The organism is Globicatella sulfidifaciens DSM 15739 (assembly GCF_900167405.1).
GTDB lineage: Bacteria > Bacillota > Bacilli > Lactobacillales > Aerococcaceae > Globicatella > Globicatella sulfidifaciens.
This window is the reverse complement of record NZ_FUWO01000003.1, coordinates 106,743-128,486: the sequence shown is the minus strand read 5'-3', so window position 1 is coordinate 128,486 and position 21,744 is coordinate 106,743. Positions and strand designations below refer to the sequence as shown.

Annotated in this window: 16 protein-coding genes; all 16 read right to left on the bottom strand. The window is 34.1% G+C overall.

Going from position 1 to position 21,744, the window contains the following annotated elements:
• Nucleotides 1-736: 736 nt before the first annotated feature.
• Nucleotides 737-2,887 (bottom strand): ATP-binding cassette domain-containing protein, encoded by a 2,151-nt coding sequence (locus B5D12_RS02705; protein WP_078755378.1) that lies wholly within the window; start codon nucleotides 2,885-2,887, stop codon nucleotides 737-739.
• A gap of 137 nt (nucleotides 2,888-3,024) precedes the next feature.
• Entirely contained in the window at nucleotides 3,025-4,542 is a 1,518-nt protein-coding gene (locus B5D12_RS02700) for a sensor histidine kinase (protein ID WP_078755377.1), read from the bottom strand.
• A gap of 2 nt (nucleotides 4,543-4,544) precedes the next feature.
• Nucleotides 4,545-5,246 carry a response regulator transcription factor gene (locus B5D12_RS02695; protein ID WP_078755376.1) on the bottom strand — a complete coding sequence of 234 codons (702 nt, stop codon included), beginning with the start codon at nucleotides 5,244-5,246 and terminating at the stop codon, nucleotides 4,545-4,547.
• A 169-nt stretch (nucleotides 5,247-5,415) separates the two neighbouring features.
• Nucleotides 5,416-6,861 carry an NADP-dependent phosphogluconate dehydrogenase gene (gene gndA / locus B5D12_RS02690; RefSeq protein ID WP_078755375.1) on the bottom strand — a complete coding sequence of 482 codons (1,446 nt, stop codon included), beginning with the start codon at nucleotides 6,859-6,861 and terminating at the stop codon, nucleotides 5,416-5,418.
• 333 nt (nucleotides 6,862-7,194) lie between these two features.
• Nucleotides 7,195-7,752: a TIGR01440 family protein gene (locus B5D12_RS02685; protein ID WP_268762600.1), complete on the bottom strand. Its 558-nt coding sequence runs from the start codon at nucleotides 7,750-7,752 to the stop codon at nucleotides 7,195-7,197.
• A gap of 15 nt (nucleotides 7,753-7,767) precedes the next feature.
• Nucleotides 7,768-8,274 carry an ECF transporter S component gene (locus B5D12_RS02680; RefSeq protein WP_078755374.1) on the bottom strand — a complete coding sequence of 169 codons (507 nt, stop codon included), beginning with the start codon at nucleotides 8,272-8,274 and terminating at the stop codon, nucleotides 7,768-7,770.
• Nucleotides 8,264-9,061 carry a hydroxymethylpyrimidine/phosphomethylpyrimidine kinase gene (locus B5D12_RS02675; RefSeq protein ID WP_078755373.1) on the bottom strand — a complete coding sequence of 266 codons (798 nt, stop codon included), beginning with the start codon at nucleotides 9,059-9,061 and terminating at the stop codon, nucleotides 8,264-8,266. Before B5D12_RS02675 ends, B5D12_RS02680 begins: the two co-directional genes overlap by 11 nt.
• A 958-nt stretch (nucleotides 9,062-10,019) precedes the next feature.
• Complete coding sequence (locus B5D12_RS02670; protein ID WP_078755372.1) at nucleotides 10,020-11,720, bottom strand: hypothetical protein; 1,701 nt, start codon at nucleotides 11,718-11,720, stop codon at nucleotides 10,020-10,022.
• 6 nt (nucleotides 11,721-11,726) lie between these two features.
• A complete protein-coding gene (locus tag B5D12_RS02665) occupies nucleotides 11,727-12,470 on the bottom strand; it encodes a hypothetical protein (protein WP_078755371.1) in 744 nt (247 codons plus the stop codon).
• A gap of 272 nt (nucleotides 12,471-12,742) precedes the next feature.
• On the bottom strand, nucleotides 12,743-13,054 hold the full coding sequence (gene trxA / locus B5D12_RS02660) for a thioredoxin (protein ID WP_078755370.1): 312 nt from the start codon (nucleotides 13,052-13,054) through the stop codon (nucleotides 12,743-12,745).
• 102 nt (nucleotides 13,055-13,156) lie between these two features.
• Nucleotides 13,157-14,797 carry a peptide ABC transporter substrate-binding protein gene (locus tag B5D12_RS02655; protein WP_078755369.1) on the bottom strand — a complete coding sequence of 547 codons (1,641 nt, stop codon included), beginning with the start codon at nucleotides 14,795-14,797 and terminating at the stop codon, nucleotides 13,157-13,159.
• Nucleotides 14,798-14,956: 159 nt separating this feature from the next.
• On the bottom strand, nucleotides 14,957-15,226 hold the full coding sequence (locus tag B5D12_RS02650; protein WP_078755368.1) for a hypothetical protein: 270 nt from the start codon (nucleotides 15,224-15,226) through the stop codon (nucleotides 14,957-14,959).
• A gap of 596 nt (nucleotides 15,227-15,822) precedes the next feature.
• Nucleotides 15,823-16,623, bottom strand: coding sequence for a formate/nitrite transporter family protein (locus B5D12_RS02645; RefSeq protein ID WP_078755367.1), 801 nt, complete (start codon nucleotides 16,621-16,623; stop codon nucleotides 15,823-15,825).
• Between the two features lie 592 nt (nucleotides 16,624-17,215).
• The gene (locus B5D12_RS02640) at nucleotides 17,216-17,989 is read right to left on the bottom strand and encodes a DUF937 domain-containing protein (RefSeq protein ID WP_078755366.1); all 774 of its coding nucleotides are present in this window, start codon (nucleotides 17,987-17,989) and stop codon (nucleotides 17,216-17,218) included.
• 84 nt (nucleotides 17,990-18,073) lie between these two features.
• A complete protein-coding gene (locus tag B5D12_RS02635) occupies nucleotides 18,074-19,816 on the bottom strand; it encodes an ABC transporter ATP-binding protein (RefSeq protein ID WP_078755365.1) in 1,743 nt (580 codons plus the stop codon).
• On the bottom strand, nucleotides 19,813-21,543 hold the full coding sequence (locus B5D12_RS02630) for an ABC transporter ATP-binding protein (RefSeq protein ID WP_078755364.1): 1,731 nt from the start codon (nucleotides 21,541-21,543) through the stop codon (nucleotides 19,813-19,815). The genes B5D12_RS02635 and B5D12_RS02630 overlap by 4 nt, the downstream gene beginning before the upstream one ends.
• Nucleotides 21,544-21,744: the final 201 nt, after the last annotated feature.

Below are 21,744 nucleotides of genomic sequence, written 5' to 3'. Positions count from 1 at the left end.
ACAAAAAGTTGTAGAGCCAAATTTATTATTTGTTTAGTAAAATATTGGTATTATGCGCAAATTAGATAAAAAAAGCCGTTCAACCTCAACATGTTGAACGACCAAAAATTCCGTGATCCACACCATATGATAAAGACCCAAAATTTTAAAACTCGCACTATTTGACAAAGAGCCAATTTCATGACCCACACCCATTTAAAAAGAACCATTATTACCTTCTGATGCTGATTACATTGCTCCTAGCATCTGCCCTACAAACATGATGAGCGGCAGTATTAAAATTAAAAGTAGGTTCAATACTATAAATAACCCGTCCTTTTCTTTAATCCCCAATATCAATCTTGCCAGGCCAATCATTGGGCAGATAAAGATAGAAACCAGTCCAGTTGGTCTTAGATTAGTGTAAGTTTCAAAGATGTCTATTGGCAGTAAGTAATAAAACAACAAAATTTACTATTCCCAGTAGAAACTTTTTCCTACTTAAATTCTTCATAAATCATCCGCTATTATTCAAATTATCTTCTCTCTCTACAATACAATTTTAATTAAACTTTTCTTCAAATTTGTCAGTATAGAAGATTGGGATCATGATATCGACAAGGTTCAGTTAAAATTCAAAACCATTGCTTGTCTCCCATGATGGAGTCGCAAATTAAATAATTAAGGACCAATCCTTTCAAAATACAATTCACCTCTTGAAAGAACTCTCAATTTATTCATTGAAAACTTTTGCATTTTATTTTCCTAATAAAGAGTTATACAATTGTTTTTCTTTCACTCTAGTAACATTCCATATTAGCGCCACCAGTAAAGAGATATTGACTAAAAAAAATAATGTCGCAATAACAACTGGATTAAATAATTGATTGATACCATTTAGGTATAAAGTGTTTTTAAAGTGAATTAAGTAGATGACGCTTGATAGGATATACGCAGATAAAAAACTGAGGTAAAACAGAATTAACTGTTCGTAGATGAGTATCCGTTGAACTTCACCTCGTGAATAACCTAAACTAAATTGAATCGCCAATTGGTCGGTATGTCTCTTAAAACATTGACGATTAAACAGACTTAATAATAAACCTAATACTAAAGATACTAAGCTAGAAATACCAATTAATCTGAGTTTCTCTCTTTGATAATCTTCAGCAATTGTTCCGTTTTTAAAACTATGATGACTTAATTGTACGTATTGAGGAAATAACCTTTCAATTTCTTCCGCAATTACTTGCTGATCAGCGTCAGATTCTAACTCAATAATCATGGTGGCATAACCTGAACCATAAGCTTTTTCAAATTCCTCAAAAGAATTGAACATTTCAACAGTATTAATGCCCTTCACCAATCCACTTGAATTGTACATCATTTTTAAAGAATTATAATAATCCATCAGATTATCTCTTTCAATATTAATAAGAAAATGACTCCAAGGAACATATATAGGGAAGTAAAGTTCACTCGTATTGGAAGTATCTAAATGATAAACACCAGAAATAATGTAATCACTCTTTTTGACATCCAATTGATTATCAACTGAAACAGTCTCAAAAGAAACGGTTTCTCCCACCACATTATGATAATCTTGATGCTGGTAATAAGATTGAATAAATAAATCAGGTACTAAAACTTGATTTGAATCATCATCAGGGTATTCCCCTTCGATAATAGTTAATTGTTCCGGATTAAAGTTGCTACTGGCTTCTTTAGGTACTGTGAGCATTTTAAAGCCAAAGCCAATATAAAATTCGCCCTTTTTATATTTGAATTGATTTTTAATTTGGTTGGACAATTGATCTTGATTATAGATTAAATTTAAACCGTAACCTTCAGGATTTTTTTCTAAAAATAGATTTTTATCAGTATTAACGACTGATTCGACTCCTTTGATATTTTTTACATTATCAATATCTTCGTTAGAAAAGTATAATTTAGATCCATCTGAAAGTTTTGACGTTGTTCCATTACCAAACAACACCCTTTGAGCATTGGGGATTAATTCCCCCGTATCAATTACAATCGTATTTTCAGTAACAGTTGAAAAAAGGCCTTCAAAACGATTGGTTATGCGACTAAATTGCAAACTAAATAACATAAACAATAGCGAAAATACAACTGCTACTGGAACTAACATTAAAACATTCTCAAGTCTCTTAGCTTGCAATAGTGAAGAAGCTTGCAAATAAGGTGTTTTCTTGACAATGTTTGCTTTTTTACACGTTTCAGCAATAGGTTGTGTCACTTCATCACTAGATTTAATTTTAACAATTTTATGATTTTTAAACTGAAAAATATCATCAGAATTTTCAATAACGGACATATTATTACTTAAGATAATAATCGTTAACCCTTTTTCCTTTAAATGATGAATATATTGCATTAAATAATGAATATTATTCAACTCTAAGCCATTAGTCGGTTCATCTAATAATAAGATTTTGGGTTTAAGTAACAGTGAGCGAGCAATGGCTAGTTTCATTCTTTCAGAGGTACTTAACTCCGAAACTCTTTTATATTTTACATCTTCTAAAGATAAGGCAACAAGTTGTTCATTAATTTCTTCTTCAGGAAATAAACCTAATTTTGCTAAGTTATCCCACACTGTCATTAAATCATTTAATTTTTGATTCTGGTAAACAATTTGCATCTCCAGATTCCTGACACGGTGCCAATCCTCTTCAGAAAAATCATGAACATTTTGATCGAAAAGTAAATAATCCCCTTCAAAATAACTGTCTAACCCAAATAAGATTCCCAATAAGTTATCTTTTTGGGCTTCATCGTCATAATAAATTGTATATATTTTACCAGGGGATTTAATGGAAAAACTAGCGCCATCCAAAATTAGTGCTTCTTTTTCAGTTTTTGTTACTTTTCGAAATTCAATCATGTTCTTACCCCTTTTTAAAAAGCAATTTTAAATCAATTAAAATCTAAAAAAATAATTGAACAATAACTTTTGATAAATAAAATATATGAAATCACTTCTACTTTATATTTTAACAGAAGGTTATTGTTCACAAGATACTATAATGTTTTTCGAATTGCTTTTTGTTTACTCTTATAAATTTGCCGTTGGTCGGTTAAGATTGGAAAAGTGACATAAAAAATAGAGCCATGACCTAGTGCACTTTCGACTTTAATTGAGCCCTTGTAGCTTTTTACTAATTGTTGAGCAATACTTAAACCGAGTCCATTACCACCTTTATCACGCGATCGTGCTTTGTCGACACGGTAAAATCGACTAAAAACGCACTCTTTATCTTCTTCAGACATACCTTCACCAAAATCTTGAATGGCAATTTCAATTTCGGAAAGACTAGTACTGACAGAAAGATGAATTTCTTTACGGTCTTGACTATATTTAACCGCATTATCAATTAAAATAATAAGTAACTGTTCAAAATGATTACGAAACATTTTAATATACAAATCATCAGGACTCTTCTCACTGTCTAAGTAAAAATTAAATTCCGGATAAAGCATCACAAAATTGCTGTGAATCTGTCTGATGGTCGAATAGACCTCCGTAATTTCGTCTTTATAATCCATTTCTGCGTGATCTGCCCTCATCAAATCAAGCATCTCTTGCACAAGGCCCTTCATCCTTGATATTTCTTGTAAAGAAGCAGAAATGGACTCTTCTAATATTTCTGGATCATCCTTACCCCAGCGATTTAATAATTTTAAATGGCCTTCCACTATTGCGACCGGTGTTCTTAACTCGTGAGAAACATCTTCTACGAATTGTTTTTGATTTCTGACATACAAATCAATTTTATCTAGCATGCGATTAATATGTAAAGTCAAATCACTCCATTCATCCGTCGAACGTGGGCGTCGCATGCGCATTTCAGACAAGTTCTCTTCTTCTACCAAATCTAAAGCATTATTTAAATAATTTAGCGGTCGTAAAAATAGACGCGATAATACAAAGGCAACTACAGCTGCTACCAATAACAGTACGAGTATTGAAATAAAAAAGATATGCCTTTGATTCTTTTCCAGTTCAATTAAGGCTTGTGGTTGCACAATATATTCCAAGACACCTAAATTTTCTCCTGATTGGGTCGAACGGATTGTAGTACGACCAACATAACTGAGGACATCTTTGATTTCAGTTTCCACTAATTGTTTGTTACTCTCTACCGTTGGGACATCCAAATGTCTATTGCTGAAGACTAATTGATTGCGCTCATTAAATAAGCGTATTGTTAAATCATCATTTAAACCGGTGCTAATATACTGGTACAGTTCTTTCGAGATATTTTGTGATTGTTGATTGCTATTAAGTGGTTTATTATCTAAATCAGTAATTGATGGTCTTTGATATAAGTAATCAAAGGCTTGAATATACTCAGTCATGCGGTCAAAATTTTCTTGATAAACGGCTTTGATCGCTGAGCGTTGTTCTTGATGATAATAATAATAATTAAAATTTAAGGTCGTTAAGGCGATAACAAAGAAACCTAAAAATAATAAAACGCCCCATTTCCATTTTAGGGAAATGGGTTGTTCTCTTTTAAACCATTTTCTAATATTCATCTTTACGTTCTCATAACATAACCAGTACCACGAACAGTTTGAATATAACTTTCCTTATTTGGTAAGTCGATCTTATTACGTAAGTAACGGATATAAACATCGACCACATTGGTTTCCACTTCTGATTTATATTCCCAAACTTCATCCAATAAAACTTCACGTGACATAACCATATTCAAGTTTTCCATTAAGAATAATAATAATTCATATTCACGTTTTGTCAGATCAATCACTTCATCACCACGACGCACAATTCGATTAGCTTTTTCGATGACTAAATCACGATAGGTAACTGTTGGATGTTGTGGTGAACGTTGTTCCTCCTCTGATTCAATTCGACGGAATAATGCACGTAAACGCGCCAATAGTTCTTCAATGGCAAATGGTTTGACGATATAATCATCCGCTCCTTGATCTAAACCAGAAACACGGTCCATCACTGAATCACGGGCAGTCATAATGATAATCGGCGTATCTTTAACTGGACGAATACGACGACATACTTCGAGTCCGTTTAATTCTGGTAACATTAAGTCTAATAAAATAACATCCCAATCTTCTTCTAAGGCGGCTTCTAATCCACTACGACCGTCATTACAAATTTTAGTCTCGTAGCCTTCATGTTGCAATTCTAAATCAACAAAGCGTGCGAGATTCTTTTCATCTTCAATAATTAAAACACGTTGTTTTTTATCTTCAGACATACTATGTCCTCCTTATCATTTTTTAATCTCTTCGTCTTTATATTACACAAATTTGTAGCAAAGTTCCACCATTTATTACTGAAAACCTAATATTTTCTAATAATTAAGCGCATTATATTAATAAAGGAGCCCAAATTATCAAATTTGGACTCCCGAGAGTTAAAAATAATTAATCTTCTAATTTTTCTTCGCGCACTTCATTCCAGTGGAAATGGAATGTACCTGGTTTATCAACACGGTTATAAGTATGAGCACCAAAGTAATCACGTTGAGCTTGAATTAAGTTAGCCGGCAACACTTCTGAACGATATGAATCATAATAAGCAATCGCTGCTGAGAAGGTTGGCACTGGAATGCCCGCTGCAATCGCCACTGATACCACATGACGAACTGCTTCATGATTTTTAGAGACAATCTCTAAGAAATAGTCATCTAGCATTAAGTTTGGTAATTCAGGATTTTTCTCGTAAGCGTCGGTAATTTTTTGTAAGAATTTTGCGCGAATAATACAACCTGCACGGAAAATACTCGCGATTTCGCCATAAGGTAAATTCCAGTCGTATGTTTCACTTGCTTCACGCATTTGAGCAAAACCTTGAGCATAGCTCATAATTTTACTAAAGTATAATGCTTGACGAATGGATTCGATTAATTCTTTACGAGCTGTTTCATCTAATTCCAATTTAGCATCGACATTTGGAATAATCGTACTTGCATGCACACGTTGGTCTTTTTGACTTGAAATAAAGCGTGCAAACACTGATTCAGTAATTAATGATAAAGGCTCACCTAAATCTAATGCACTTTGTGAAGTCCATTTACCAGTTCCTTTATTACCCGCACGGTCCATAATGACAGAAACCATTGGTTTATCTGTTTCAGGATCATTTGTTTTTAAAATTTGAGATGAAATTTCCATTAAGAAACTATCTAACTCACCTTCATTCCACTCTGTAAAGATATCTCCTATTTCAGCAACCGATAAGCCTAAGCCACGGTGTAAAATATCAAATGATTCCGCAATTAATTGCATATCACCGTATTCGATACCATTGTGAACCATTTTTACATAATGTCCTGCACCATTTGGTCCAATGTAAGTCACACATGGTTTGCCATCTTCTTCAGCTTTAGCTGAAATTTGTTCTAGGATTGGCGCTACTAATTCATAAGCTTCTTTTTGTCCACCTGGCATAATGGAAGGTCCTTTTAATGCCCCTTCTTCACCACCAGAAACACCAGTACCAATAAAGTTAATGCCTGAGTTAGCTAAATACTCACTACGACGAATCGTATCTTTATAGAAAGTATTACCCCCGTCGATTAAAATGTCCCCTTTATCTAAGTGTGGTAATAATGATTCAATAGTTGCATCTGTCCCTTTACCAGCTTGAACCATTAATAAAATTTTACGAGGCTTTTCTAATGAATCAACAAATTCTTCAACTGAATAAGTTGCTTTCAAGTTTTTTTCAGGATTTTCTTCTATGACTGCGGTTGTTTTCGAACCTGTACGGTTGAATAAGGCTACTGAATACCCTCTGCTTTCAATATTTAATGCGATGTTACGTCCCATAACGGCCATACCTACGACACCAATTTGTTGTTTTGACATGTAATTGCCTCCTAGTTATTATTTCTCATTTATTTTACCAAATTTTCAGTAAATATTAAAGCTTAATGCAAAAAATCCAACTTAAGTTGGTTTATATTTTTAATCGTTTATAATATAATAGTAGTGTCATCAATAAAGGAGATAATGCAATGTTTCAATCAAATAAGAATAATAAAAAATTATCGAAAATGGATCGAATTGTCCGTTTTATTTCAATCGCAATGGTATTAACCATGTTAGTTTCGCTAGTTATATCATTTATATACAGTTTAAATAGTTTCTTTTAAACATAAAGACCTGCTGATCAATTGTCAGAAGGTCTTTATCCTTCTCTTATTTTATTTCTATTCCCTCATAGATGGCTCTAGGACCGCCAACATAACGTGGACGAGAAGTGACCGCTGTCACATGAGCATGTCCTAAAGTTTTAATCGTCGGTCTAATCGGTACTTGAACGGATTTTACATGCATCCCAATAAAAGTATCGCCAATATCAATGCCGGCTTTTGCTTGTACTGCCATCACTTCAATCGGATTTTTAAATAATTTAAAAGCTGATACCGAAGCAGCGCCTCCGGCATGAAGACTTGGTCTGACCCATACCTCTTCATAGCCTTTACTTTCAGCTACCTCTGACTCAATAACCAATGAACGATTTAAATGTTCGCAGCCTTGAACCGCTAAATGAACGTTTAATGGATTTAACTTATTTAAAAGTGTTTGAACGATCAACTCACCAATTTCTAAACTAGAATGTTTACCAATTTGATGCCCCATCACTTCACTTGTTGAACATCCTAAAACAAAGACATCATTTTCTTTTAAATTTGCCTTTTCAATAATATTGTCCATAATTTCATTTAAGTTTTCTTGTAATTGTTCTAAGTTCAATTCTGATCCTGCTTCCTAATGAGAGTATACTTTTAATATCGATAAAAATTTATTTTTTACAAGCATCACAACGACACTACCAAAGCCAACTTGTACAATGTTACTTGGGATTGAAACCCATCCTACGCCGCCACCATATAAGAATTCATTGGCCATAGCATAGCCGCCAACCATAATCAAGCCAGCGATTGCTAAAGCAAACAACATGCTTTTATTGTCGTTTCCATATTTTTCAATAATCAAGCCATAAACCAATCCTTGTAATCCATGAATAACAAGTGAGAACGGTGCCCAAATAGTATATCCTGAAATTAAATCGATTAATAGGCCAGTGAGCCCCCCTACGACTCCCCCACCCAATGAACCAAAGGCTAAACCTGCACAATAAATTCCGGCATCTAATATTGTAACAAATCCATTAGTAGCAGGAACGGGTATAATAATTAATAATGACAAAACTAAAGTTACTGCTGTAATGACTGCTAAATATGTTAATGTACGAACATCAAATTTATTTCTCATTTATATCCCCTATTCTATTCCAAATATTTCCCCCATCACCGGATGGTAAAGATAAACCTTGATTGATTCCTTGATATACAAAGTGTTTAGCATTTTCGATTGCTTGCTCGAGTTTTTCATTATTTGCTAATTGAGCTGCAATCATTGAAGATAATGCACAGCCGGCTCCATGTATATTTAAGGTGTCTAATTTAGGTAATTCAAAAAAGTGCACCTTTTCGCCATCAAATAAAACATCCACAGCTTTTTCACTTGGAAAGCGCGCACCACCGGTAATCAATACTGGAGTTTTCACAATCGAGTAGATATTCTTAGCTTCATCTGCCAGCATCAATTGATTCTCAATGTCACCACTTTCAGCAATAATCTTTGCTTCCGTTAAATTAGGTGTAATGACTGTCGCTGATTTCATTAAGTCAATCATTTCTAATCTAATTTGCTTAATTTCCTTCGATGACTCCTTAAAAGCCATTACAGGATCAATCACAATCGGACAATCTTGAGTTTCAATAAATTCTTTGACTATCGCAATCGTTATGGCATCGTTTAATAAACCGATCTTTATGGCTGATAATTGATACGAATTCGCAATCGTTTGAAGCTGTTGCTTAATTAAACTAGCAGGCAAAGAAACAATTTCAAAAGAACTATCACGACTCTCAACTGCGATACAAGTAATCACATTAACCGCAAAACTCCCTGCTTGTTCAATGGTCTTGATATCTGTAGTAATACCGCCACCACCCCAAGTATCCGAACCAGCTATTGTTAAGACTACTGTATCCATTCTCTCCCCCCTTTGTAAATAATATTTTCATTATAGCACATTTTCTTTTAAGGGAGTGGACCAAAAGTAGAAAATCAAATGATTTTCGCTTCGTCGGCCTACCCCCGCAAAGTTGGGAGTTGACCAAAAGTAGAAAATCAAATGATTTTCGCTTTGTCTGTCCACCCCCGCAAAGTTGGGAGTGGACCAAAAGTAGGAAATCAAATGATTTTCGCTTCGTCGGCCTACCCCCGCAAAGTTGAGTAAGCCTCAAACAAGTCATTCAGACGCAGTTTGAGGCCACTCAACCACTGCGCTTTTAATTTAATAACAACAACTTGATTAAGTTTACCAAATTTATCTTTAACCTCATTAAAGACGCAGATTGAGACCACTCAACCACTGCGCTTTTAATTTAATAACAATAACTTGATTAAGTTTACCAAATTTATCTTTAACCTCATTAAAGACGCAGTTTGAGGCCACTCAACCACTGCGCTATTAATTAATGAACAATATTCTTAACAAAATTTATCAAATTTATGCCCAACCTCCTATTATACTAGTCTATTTTCTCTAAATAAATCAAGACTTTTTCTTTTGTTAATATTTTTTCTTGTTTTGAAAAAATGAATCTTTCTGAAATCATATTTTTAAAATTGATAGGCTACGATCAAAAGAATAAGTAACTTTCACCTATAATCAAAATGATAGTTTAAGCGTGCTATTTTGGTAAATATAATACCATTTTTCTAAACTAATTAAGTTCTCCATTGCCATTCAACTCATTTCTAATGGAATCATACGTTGACTCATATTTAACCACTGAATGGAATGCATTGTGTTCTTAAGATTTTTTCAACAACAGTGTCTCATTCTTGATTACCAACATAATCTCAAGCTGCCTAATAAAAAAAGAATGACTTTTAGTAAAAACAGAACATTTTACTATCAGTCATTCCTAGAAATCAGCTTTACATTATTCAGTTGTTACATTCTCTTTTGCGTCATCCCATTCAATGGAACGAACTTCTCCTGATTCACTTACTCCCATCTTCACTTCTGTACCGTCATTTAAGAATGGTAATGAATCATTCAGCTGAATGGGTGCTTGATAAACTTTGCCATCAATCATGAAATAATAAACGGTATTACCACTTTTAACGACAGCCTGAACATTTTCAACTGCACCGACCACTTCAAGCAACGCCTCTTCAGTCTCTAATTCCTCAATATCAACTGGATTTTCAGCTGCATAACTTAACAATAGTTTTTCGACACTACTTTCGACATATACAGTTTGATAATTTTGCACATCGACTAAAGCATAAGCTTTAATTAATCCGGAGGAATCTTTTAATGAAAGCACATAAACCGGCTTACCACTTAAGTTAATTAACAATGGGAAGGTAGCCGTATAACCTTTTTCTTGTACACTTCCTTCTGCAGAACTCATTGCAGAAAATTCTTCGGCTGCACTGATTGGGTACATTTTGGCTTCTTTTGTTCTTAAATTAACTAAAACAAACCCAATGTTCGATTCATCAGCATTAATCGAGGTAATCCCTGTATATAGATATAAATCATCATTCATTGGTAAATAATTATAGCCTTCAGTTGGTTGTGTCACACCTTCATTTGAAAATAAAGTATTCCAAAACCCATTCACATATTTTCCATGCATTTGCAATTGATGTAAAACTAAATCGGCACCGTAAACACGATCAACCCATTGTGGTATTTCTTCTAATGAATAATGTTTAGACTCGCCAGTTGAAGCATTCACTACCACTAACCCTGTTACTTCTGGTTCAAATAAGAAGAAATTACGACCATAAGTAGATGCAATATAATAAGGTGTCCCTTCATCGTCTACCTCAAAACTAGGTTTACCAAAGATAGTAAAGGGATATTTAAATCTTAAATGACGATTAATATTACGCCAAAATTTATCGGCATAAGAATATTTAATCGGAGCTTCAGGTGTTTCAACCGTTACTTCTCCGGTGACATTATCTACCTTTAAATAATGAGGAATACCCTCAGAAAAGTTATTTAACCATTTAAAAAAACCAGCATATTCTAATGGTGTCACACGATAGGGATAATTATTAATATTAATTTGCACATATTCAGGACTCGCTACAAACTGTGAGACTAAATTTGTTAAGGCACCGAGCTTACGATTACCTAATCTAACCGCGGTATCTCGATCAATTAATGGAATCTGGTTGACATCCGTTTCTGAGAATTCTGTTTCAAAATCAGCCTGTGCTACTGGTAACATATCACGATATGAGGAAGCCATAAAAAATGGTGAAAAGATAGCTGAACTCACTAACCAAATAACCAGAGCCACTGGTAAAATCCCAAATAAAACTTTATATTTAATGGACATACTTTTTAACTGTGTACTGGTATTTTGACTACGATTAAAAACAAAATTAGAACCATCTTTTAATACTTCAATTACGATAATCCCCACAACGATGAGTCCTAGGAAAAACCAAAAATCAAAAGCGGCATAATGTATCGGCGGTAAGGCAATATAGTAATAAAGAAAGGCTAAAACAAACAATAAAATATATAAAGCATTAAAACCCATACGATTGAATAAAGCCAAAAAATTTCGGTGAGATTTTTTCGCATGTTGTTGACTACTATTAGTTACGTCTTTCATCTAAATTCACTCCTTAAAAAATTGTTTAAATTTAACTTTAGGATAATACATTTTATTTTGAACAGATTTCAATTCATTGGTGATATACATCGAAAATTCATCCTTGAAAGCAAATTCATCATAAATTAAACCATATTGGGGGGCATAATAAAAATACTGCGTCGTATCATTCGTGTCTTGTTTTAATGACAACACTAAAACATCATGATAAGTCACTTGATTAACTGTAAAATCATCCAATATGTTAATCACTTCATACTCTTGTTCTTCTTGATAGCCACTAAAAAAAGTATCCCCCACTCCCAACTCTAATGGCATGATTAATGAAGTAGAGTCATCGAAAGTATCTGGATGGTCTCTAAAATCTGTATTATCATAGGTTTCTGGAAAATAACTCAATTCAATAATGCCCTCTGGAGTTAATTGATAGACAAATGCGATAGAAGTACCGGCACCATCACGTCTAAATTGATAAATCCCTTCTTCATTTAAAGGATATTGCAGTACCACTTTAAAACCTGCAAATTCATTACCAGAACCAATATAATCATAATTTTCATAATATAAGAAAGGTGCATAATTAATTGTTTGAACTTTTTCCTCGCTTTTATTTTGATTATCTTTTAAAACTTGATCTTTAATTGGAGGATTATTGTCATTAATCGAAGCAACCTTAATTGGCGGTAACCAAAAGATTATCGAACCAATAAACGTCAATAAACTTAGAAATATAAAAACTTTTCTTTTCATATCATAATCCTCCCCTTTATCCTATTATACCTTAATTTATAGCCGATATAAATAAGAATCATAGTAAAACGACAAAATCAGTCTTTAGACCTAAAAAATGAATCTATAAAAATAATGATTTGGCATTGTGACATCTATAATTATATTTGAAATCTATAATCAGTTTTCATTGGTACTTGAAATTGCTTCACGTTCATAAAATATGACAATAAAAAACGAGCCAAAATGATAACATTCTGACCCGCTTTTAAATAGACTATTTAATTATAATATTACATATGGCGAGATAAAATTTCGTTTAAGCGATTTTTATCATGGAAACCAACTAATTTTTCAACAACTTCGCCATCTTTTTTAACTAATAACGTTGGAATTGACATGATACCAAATTCACGAGCTGTTTCTTGCTCTTCATCAACATTCATTTTGTAAAAATCAACTTGTCCAGCTAATTCTTCAGATAATTCATCGATAACGGGTGATTGCATACGACATGGACCACACCATGGAGCCCAGAAATCAACCAATGTTAACCCTTCTCCAGTTTCTTGGTTAAATTGTGCATCTGTTAAAACTTTCGTCATAATGACACTTCCTTTTTATTATTTTGATTTAATCTTAACATATCTCTCTATACTTCACTATTTTTTTGCTTAGAAAATGGCGAGTCGCCTCGCCATTAAAAATTATTCAGCTGCGCGATAAGTAGTACGTAAATTAATCGTACGTCCAAATGGCATAATTTCAAAGTTTTTAACATCTGGACTTAATAAGTATGAGGTAGAAACTTGATATAATGCTGAAGTGATAGCATCTTCTTCTACAAAGATTTTTTCTGCTTGCATTAAAGCTTCACGACGTGCCACAGGATCATTCGCTAACTCATGACGTGTTTGATCGACTAATTTATCTACTTCTTCGTTAGAATATTTAGCAAAGTTAATCCCACCATCAGTCGTTAATTGTTCAACAAAGTTTAAAGCATCTTGGTAATCAGGCGCCCATGTACCATAATAGAAATCATAGTCTAAACTTCTTTGAATTTCTAAACGGTTTTGTAAAGGAACGGAACGAATAGTAATCGTCAATCCTGGTAAGTTTTCTTGGATTTGAGCTTGTAAGTATTCAGCTGTACGACCTGATAAATCAACATCAGATACTAATAACTCTAATGATAACTCTTCGACACCTAATTCTTCTTTCGCTTGTTCCCAATCTTTTTGAGCTTGTTCAACATTATAAGTTAGGATATCTCCTGCCGCTTCACGGTAGTCAACCCCTTCTTCATCCACATCAAAACCAGTTGGAACAAATCCATTCGCTGGTGTAGAACCATCTTGAATCACTGACTCAGCATATAATTCTTTATCAAATGCTTGAGAAACTGCACGTCTTAAGGCAGCATTATTGGTAGGTTCTTTGGTATCGTTAAACATAATATAACCTAATGTTGCACGAGGAACTGTATTAAAATCTTCTGCCCCTTCATATTGACCAACAAAGGCATCTGATAAAATAGCATAATCAATTTCACCCGCGTCATATAAGTCTGCACCAGTACCTGTTTCTTTAACAACCGATACTAATACATCTGTTAAATGCACATTTTCAGCATCCCAATAATTTTCATTTTTATTTAAAGTCCACTCTAATTCAGTACCTGTCCAACCTGTTAAAGTAAAGGGTCCATTTGTTACGATATTTTCAGCAGAAGTACCGTAAGCATCGCCTTTTTCTTCAACAATTTTTTTAGAAACCGGCATAAAACGACTACCTGTTAATAATTTTGGTAAATAAGGTGCTGGATATTCTAATGTAATTTCTAATGTTTTATCGTCAAGTGCTTTAACACCTAATTCATCTAATTCCATTTCACCATTACGGATGCTGGCCGCATTTTTGAAAATTTCAACAGATGAAGACGTATTTTGTCCATTTGGATCAACTAAACGTTGATAAGTAAACACATAATCTTCTGCTGTAACGGGTTCACCATTACTCCAAACTAATCCATCACGTAAAGTGAAAGTATAGGTTAAACCATCTTCTGAAACTTCAACATTCTCAGCTTGACCCAATTCTACTTCAGTACCAGTAGAAACACGATATAACCCTTCAAAAATTTGGCCAATCATATCTGAGCTTGGCGTATCATTATATAAAGCTGAGTCTAAAGTTGCTAACTCTCCAATTGTCATAATACTTAATGTTTGTTCAACTGAAGGATCAATTTGTGTCTCCTCTGCTAAAGTTACTGGTAAACTACCAGTGGCTAATGTTAAAGCAGCTGCAGCTGAAAGAAAAGATTTTGCAAACTTTTTAAACATTTAAAATCTCCTATCTATAATTAATTTAAGATTACATTCTAATCTTGATGAGACCATCGTAACACGTTTACGTTTGTAACTCAAGTTTTATGCTCAAGTTTTTGAATGTGATTATTCGTCAAAATGTTGTTAAATCAAACATTTTAAAGGGAATAAATATCAGTGATTTTTTTCAAACTTTGGAGCAGACCAAATTGTTGTCGCTTCGTTGGCCTCCCCCCGCACAGTTGGGAGTGGACCAGAAGTAGAAAGTCGAATGATTTTCGCTTTGTCTGTCCACCCCCGCAAAGTTGAGTAGGTCTCAAGCAAGTCATTAAGACGCAGATTGAGACCACTCAACCACTGCGCTTTTAATTTAATAACAATAACTTGATTGAGTTTACCAAATTTATCTTTAACCTCATTAAGACGAGGTTTGAAGCCACTCAACGACTGCGCTTTTAATTACTGAGCAATAAGTTGATTGAATTTACTATGTTGAGGACCAATTTCTTTAAGACGCAGTTTGAGGCCACTCAACCACTGCGCTATTAATTAAAGAACAATAGCTTAATTGATTTTATCAGCTCTATCCCTACCTCGTAAGACGCAGTTTGAGGCCACTCAACCACTGCGCTATTAATTAACGAACAATAGCTTAATTGATTTTATCAGCTCTATCCCTACCTCGAAAGACGCAGTTTGAAGCCACTCAACGACTGCGCTTTTAATTACTGAGCAATAAGTTGATTGAATTTACTATGTTGAGGACCAATTTCTTTAAGACGCAGTTTGAGGCCACTCAACCACTGCGCTATTAATTAAAGAACAATAGCTTAATTGATTTTATCAGCTCTATCCCTACCTCGTAAGACGCAGTTTGAGGCCACTCAACCACTGCGATATTAATTAAAGAACAATAATTTTGACTAAATTTATCAAGTTTATGCCCAGCCTCTTAGGCTAACAATAACACAACTTATTATAATAAAAATTAAAAGAGCCTTGAAAGAACTCTTCATTCTATCAAGACTCATTTATAAAAATTAATCGAAGTATAACTCACTCTTATTATTTAACCAACTATAAACTAAACCGATAAAGATTCCTCCACCGACGTAGTTACCTAAACCAGACCATAAGAAGTTAGATAAAACTGAAAGTACCGTCATACCTTCAACCGGTCCACCATTAGCAAAGAACGACAATGCAAAAGTTGAAAAGTTAGCAATAACGTGCTCAAAACCTAAGAATGCAAAAATAAAAATAATAAAAATCATAGCAATTACTTTTCCGGCATCGTCTTTCATACGAATACTACAAAATACAGCGGTATTAACAATCACATTGGCAAAAATACCTTCAGCAAATTGTTGCAGTGGTGTTTTAGCTAATTTAGCTGTAGTAGCTACAAATAAATAATGATCCGGTTCTAAAGTGCTATAAGCTTGCGTAAATGACATAATAAAGCTAGCAACCACTGCACCAATCGCATTGAATAAAATACACGTTAACAAAATTCTTAACGCTTTAGACACTGGTAAAATTTTACGATGCATTGCAACTGTCATATACATCATATTAGATGTACCTAGTTCAGCATTCATATAAATAATCATAATTAATGACCAACTGAACATGAATGCATAAAAGAATTTACCCATATTTGGTACTAAGGCATCTGCTTTTCCGGCGATAAAACTGGCGATAGCTACCCCCATTGTTAAGAAAAGACATGCTAACATCGAACGTACCATATAACGGGCAATACTCTTATCAAATAATTCCTCTTTTTTGTTAATACTATGGGTTATACTTCCAATTAAACCACGATTTTGTACTTCCATTTCGTCACTCCTATTTATATCATGTCAATATTATAGCAAATGTACACTTACAATAAAAGTGATTTTTGGTAAAGTAAACGTTCCCATCTGCTGTTTTTTAAGGTAAATTGAAAACACTATGAAAATGTAAATTTATTTGTTAATTATTCGTTTTATTACAATAAAAAAGAGTGGACCAGAAGTAGAAAATCGAATGATTTTCGCTTAGTCTCCCACCACAAACAAGTTGGTAATTCGCAAATTAGTCTCTGGAAGCATCTCGAGCTCATTCAACCATGGGCTATAAATTAAACCGATGAAACCAAACAACCATTTTTAAAACTGTGCCCCATACCACTTCACAAAATGCGCTACAATTATGCCTTCCTCAAAACACAAAAATAAGCCTTTCCTCGTTCGCAGACTAAAAGTCTTAAGCAAGGAAAAGCTTGTTAAAATTTATAAGACAGCTTATAAAAAATATGTCGATTGCTAGAGTTGTCAAAAATATCTTACAAAAGTTGAAACTTCTGATACCCCAGACCTAAAAGCTAACTATTGTTTCAAAGGTATTTGTCAAAAACAAAAGCATAGTAATCCTTAATAATCGATGTTAGAAAAATGAATCTAGTAAGGATTCAACGATTGATTTATTTTGGCTTTTCGGTGCTTGGCTCACTTGACCGCCACCTTTTTGTGACATTTGTTCAATTAGACTACCTAAGATACCGCCAAAGGCCCCATCATTAGTTGTTGAGTTACCTGGCTGTTGTGGAATTTTTGGAATATAATCTTCACGACGTTCAGTTTGTTGTGTAACTTGACCTTGTTGTTGTGCTTGTTGTCTTTTTAATTGTTCAATTTGTTCTTCGTAACGTCTAATCTGTTCTTCGTACTGATTCTGTAATGTTTCTTCTTCAGCTTGTGTTTGTCTACGAACTTCTTCAGCTGTTAATTGTTTGTTTTTCTTATTATCTGCCATGTATTTAATTAATAATGGCGCAACTAATACTAACACACGTTTTACAGCTGCCGGGCTTAATCCTAGGGTATCGGCAATTTTTTCAATGATACCTGTTTTATTCCCAAATAAATGGTTTAACATTTTATCGCCATCTTGGACATCGGCTTTTTGTGTATAATCTGCAACTGAATCAAAATGAGTATCATTAGCATGGTCTTTTAAGGCATTGTCAAACGCAATTAACCCTTCTTCAGTTGAAGTATTATTATTAATTGCTTTTAAAATTAAAGGTAAAGCCATCCCGACAATTGAACTTGCTTGAGACGCATCTATTCCGGCACGATCAGAAATTGCTGTCACATCATTGCTATCTACTTTTGATAAAATATCCATTAAACTACCGGCTGTATCAAATAATCCCATAATAAATTCTTCCTCTCAATTTGTATTGTTACTTTAATTTAACATAATATCAATGAAAAGAATAATGAAACGCCTTACAATCGATTATATTTTTTCTTGCATACGATGCATATTGGCATAGCGTCCGCCTAATGCTAATAGCTCCTCATGGGTTCCTCGTTCAACGATTTCCCCATTATCTAAAACTAATATTTGATCCGCATCACGAATAGTTGAAAGTCGATGGGCAATAATAAAGGTCGTTCGGCCTTGTTTTACAATATTCATGGCCTTTTGGATAATGGCTTCTGTTTCGGTATCAATATGCGATGTTGCTTCATCTAAAATAAGTATTTTAGGGTTACTAGCTAAAGTTCTAGCAAAAGCAATGAGTTGTCGCTCACCACTTGAAAATGCATTTCCTTTTTCAATAACCGGTTCTTCAATCCCTTTATCTAAACGATTAATCATATCTTTAGCGCCAACCTTTATTAAAGCATCCATTATCGTTTCTTTGGTAATCGTCGCATCATCCATTGCGACATTAGAAGCGATCGTTCCGGTAAATAAATACGGATCTTGTAATACGATACCCATTGAACGGCGAACTGATTCGCGATTATATTCAGCAATATTTTGTCCATCGATTAAAATTTCACCAAGCTGTGGATCATAAAAACGGAATAATAAATTAATTAAAGAGCTTTTCCCACTACCAGTATGCCCTACTAAGGCAATTGTTTGCCCTTTTTTAGCTTCCAAGTTAATATTTTTTAAAACGTATTTTTCATCCGTATAACCAAAGGAAATATTGTTAAAGACGACATTGCCTTCACTGACTGTAAGTTCCTTTTCAGTGTCCACTTCTTTGGGTGCATCTAATAATTCCATGACACGTTTACCTGTCGTTAATGAACGTTGTAACTCAGGAAACATTCGCACTAACATCCCCATATTATTAAACAAGCGATCGATATAATTAATATAGGTTAACAGTAAACCAGCGGAGACGGTCACATAACCACCTAAAAATTGATACCCAGCCCAAGCTAACACACCAAAGAAGACAATTCGTTTAAATAAGTCTACTAAACTCCACGAGATAGTGGCGTGAACATTAATCATCTTTACATCGGCTTGATACATCTTCTCGATAATGTTGTCAAATCGGTCAATCGCATCCTTTTCTTGATTAAATAATTGAATAATCGCACTACCGGTCATCATTTCATTGACCTGTGTGTTCACTTCACTTTGCATTTCATAATAGGTGGTCAATTGACTTTCTGTTCGTAATTGCCACAGTCGTTGCCACCCTATAAAAACTGGAATTAATAATAATAAAGCTAGGCCCATTTTATAATTAATGAAAAAGATGATGACATAAACACTGATGACACTCATCATTAAGACTAAAATATTGGATAACAAACTACCGTAAAATTGCGCTCTTAAGGTTTCGGTGTCATTGACAATACGAGCAGAAATCTTGCCTGCGGGTTTATCATCAAAATACGCGACCGGTAAATTTTGCATTGTTTCATAGGCTTCATTACGCAAATGAGCCGCTACTTTATTAGCACAATACATCAATATACGAATAGCAATATAGCTTATAATACTCCCAATAATGGACAAACCGATATAAAATGCTAACCACATTAATAACTTGCTTGAATCTAGAGTAGCCCCCTTCGTTAATGGCGTTAATAAATTGTCGATAATATATTGGACAATAAGTGGCGCTGCTTGTAGAGCTCCACTGGAAATAAGTAATAATACTAAACCCAAAATAAAAGGTAAGCGAACTATTTTTAAATAGGATAAAAGTCTCAATACTAATTTCATTCAGTCACACCCCTTTTACTTTGTTGTTTATAATACTGCTTAGCATACCAACCCTTTTGTTGGACTAACTCTTGTGGCGTTCCTTCCTCAACGATTCGGCCCCCTTCTAATACAATTACCCAATCGGCATGATTAACCGCTGATAATCGGTGGGTGATAATAATATTCATTTTGCCTTGTCGTAATGTTTGAATGTTTTCAATAATAATACGTTCCGTTTTAGCATCGACCGCTGATAAGGAGTCATCTAAAATCAATAAATTAGGTTGCTTAATCATCGCTCTAGCAATCGAAATCCGTTGTTTTTGCCCTCCCGACACAGAGACACCTTTTTCACCGACTAACGTATCATAGCCATTGGCCATTCGTTCCAAATCTTGAGTGAAAGCTGCTACAGCTACCGCAATATCTAATTCTTTTTGGCTGGCATCTTTTTTACCTACTTTAATATTATCAGCCACTGAACGTGAGAATAAAACATGCTCTTGCGGCACATAACCTATCTGCTTTTCAATAGAGTGTCGTTGATAATTTTCAATGGGAAGACCATTGATTAATAATTGGCCTTCTCCTACTGGATATTGACGCAATAACTGGCGTACAAAAGTCGTTTTGCCACTACCTGTTTTACCAACGATACCAAGGGTTTGTCCTTTTTCAAGTTTTAAATTGACATGGCTTAATCCCTCATAATCACTATTAGCATATTTAAAGGAATAATCCACTAATTCCAATGAATCTAATTCCTTTAATTCAATCGAACCATCCGCTTCTAAATCATCACCCGTTTCAATGATTTCATTGATTTTTTTGAAAGATAATTCTCCTGTTTTATAAACCAAAATAAGATCCGATAACATCCACATAGGATCTAATAAAATCCAACTATACATTTGTAAAGCTACAATATCCCCAATTTGCATCTGGCCTTGACTCATAACTAGCCCGCCTAAGCCCAAAATGATAACGGTACTCAAAGCAAGAAAGACATTGGCTGCACGTCCATAAAGCGCTTGGTAGACCATAATATTATCGGCACGTTGTCTAAGTTGATCGGTTTTTTCAGCAAAACGCGTAGCGCCTAAACGACTATTACCATAGGCGCGTGTTACCCGAATCCCTTCCACTACTTCTAATACTTCATTACTTAAGGCAGATACAGCTTCACGGTTTGCTTCTACCATATCATCTTGTTTTTTCCCGATATAATAGACAATAATTCCCAAAATCACTAATGGAATCATGCCCAACAGTGAAATCCACCATGAAATCATAAACATTTGCGGAATAATGATGATAACCGTCCCAATACTATATAGAAAACTCATCGTACCATAACCTAATAATTCGGAAAGACTCGCAATATCACTAGTAAAACGAGTCATCATATCCCCACTACGAAATTTATCATAAAAAGGAATACGCATTGAACTCAATTTATGAAATAACTTCCGTTTTAATTCTAATTCATAATGAGCTCTTGCCGAAAATAGCCATTTAACCCAGAAAAATCCTGCAATATAGGTTAATATCGCTGTCACTAAAATTAAAACTAATTGAAAATTTAAATTTGTTTGAGTGAGCGTATTATTGGAAATTTGATTGATAATTGTTTGTGTCACTTTAGTTGGTACCACCGAAAATCCATATTCAACAAATAATAAAATTAGGATGGCAGTGTACAACCATTTTCTTTGAATAATATAATTCCAAATTTCTTTAAGCATCATTGACCTCTTTTCTGATTTTTAATTCTTACTTTTTTGCACAAAAAAACCACCTAGCCCATCTCGAGGTAGGTGGTTAAATCATCACAAAAAAACTGTTATGATACAAACAGTACATGATTATCCCCAGGAGATGGCACGAATTGATTGTTAACATTACTTACTACTAATAATTTCATGATTCCTTCTCCTTTCTTTCGA

Bases quoted from the DNA above. Each gene is read 5' to 3' on its own strand.
- B5D12_RS02630 (WP_078755364.1), bottom strand. From the start codon at position 21,543: ATGCTTAAAGAAATTTGGAATTATATTATTCAAAGAAAATGGTTGTAC.
- B5D12_RS02700 (WP_078755377.1), bottom strand. From the start codon at position 4,542: ATGAATATTAGAAAATGGTTTAAAAGAGAACAACCCATTTCCCTAAAA.
- B5D12_RS02675 (WP_078755373.1), bottom strand. From the start codon at position 9,061: ATGGATACAGTAGTCTTAACAATAGCTGGTTCGGATACTTGGGGTGGT.
- B5D12_RS02645 (WP_078755367.1), bottom strand. From the start codon at position 16,623: ATGGAAGTACAAAATCGTGGTTTAATTGGAAGTATAACCCATAGTATT.
- B5D12_RS02655 (WP_078755369.1), bottom strand. From the start codon at position 14,797: ATGTTTAAAAAGTTTGCAAAATCTTTTCTTTCAGCTGCAGCTGCTTTA.
- gndA (WP_078755375.1), bottom strand. From the start codon at position 6,861: ATGTCAAAACAACAAATTGGTGTCGTAGGTATGGCCGTTATGGGACGT.
- B5D12_RS02665 (WP_078755371.1), bottom strand. From the start codon at position 12,470: ATGAAAAGAAAAGTTTTTATATTTCTAAGTTTATTGACGTTTATTGGT.
- B5D12_RS02670 (WP_078755372.1), bottom strand. From the start codon at position 11,720: ATGAAAGACGTAACTAATAGTAGTCAACAACATGCGAAAAAATCTCAC.
- B5D12_RS02680 (WP_078755374.1), bottom strand. From the start codon at position 8,274: ATGAGAAATAAATTTGATGTTCGTACATTAACATATTTAGCAGTCATT.
- B5D12_RS02635 (WP_078755365.1), bottom strand. From the start codon at position 19,816: ATGAAATTAGTATTGAGACTTTTATCCTATTTAAAAATAGTTCGCTTA.
- B5D12_RS02640 (WP_078755366.1), bottom strand. From the start codon at position 17,989: ATGGGATTATTTGATACAGCCGGTAGTTTAATGGATATTTTATCAAAA.
- B5D12_RS02705 (WP_078755378.1), bottom strand. From the start codon at position 2,887: ATGATTGAATTTCGAAAAGTAACAAAAACTGAAAAAGAAGCACTAATT.
- trxA (WP_078755370.1), bottom strand. From the start codon at position 13,054: ATGACGAAAGTTTTAACAGATGCACAATTTAACCAAGAAACTGGAGAA.
- B5D12_RS02695 (WP_078755376.1), bottom strand. From the start codon at position 5,246: ATGTCTGAAGATAAAAAACAACGTGTTTTAATTATTGAAGATGAAAAG.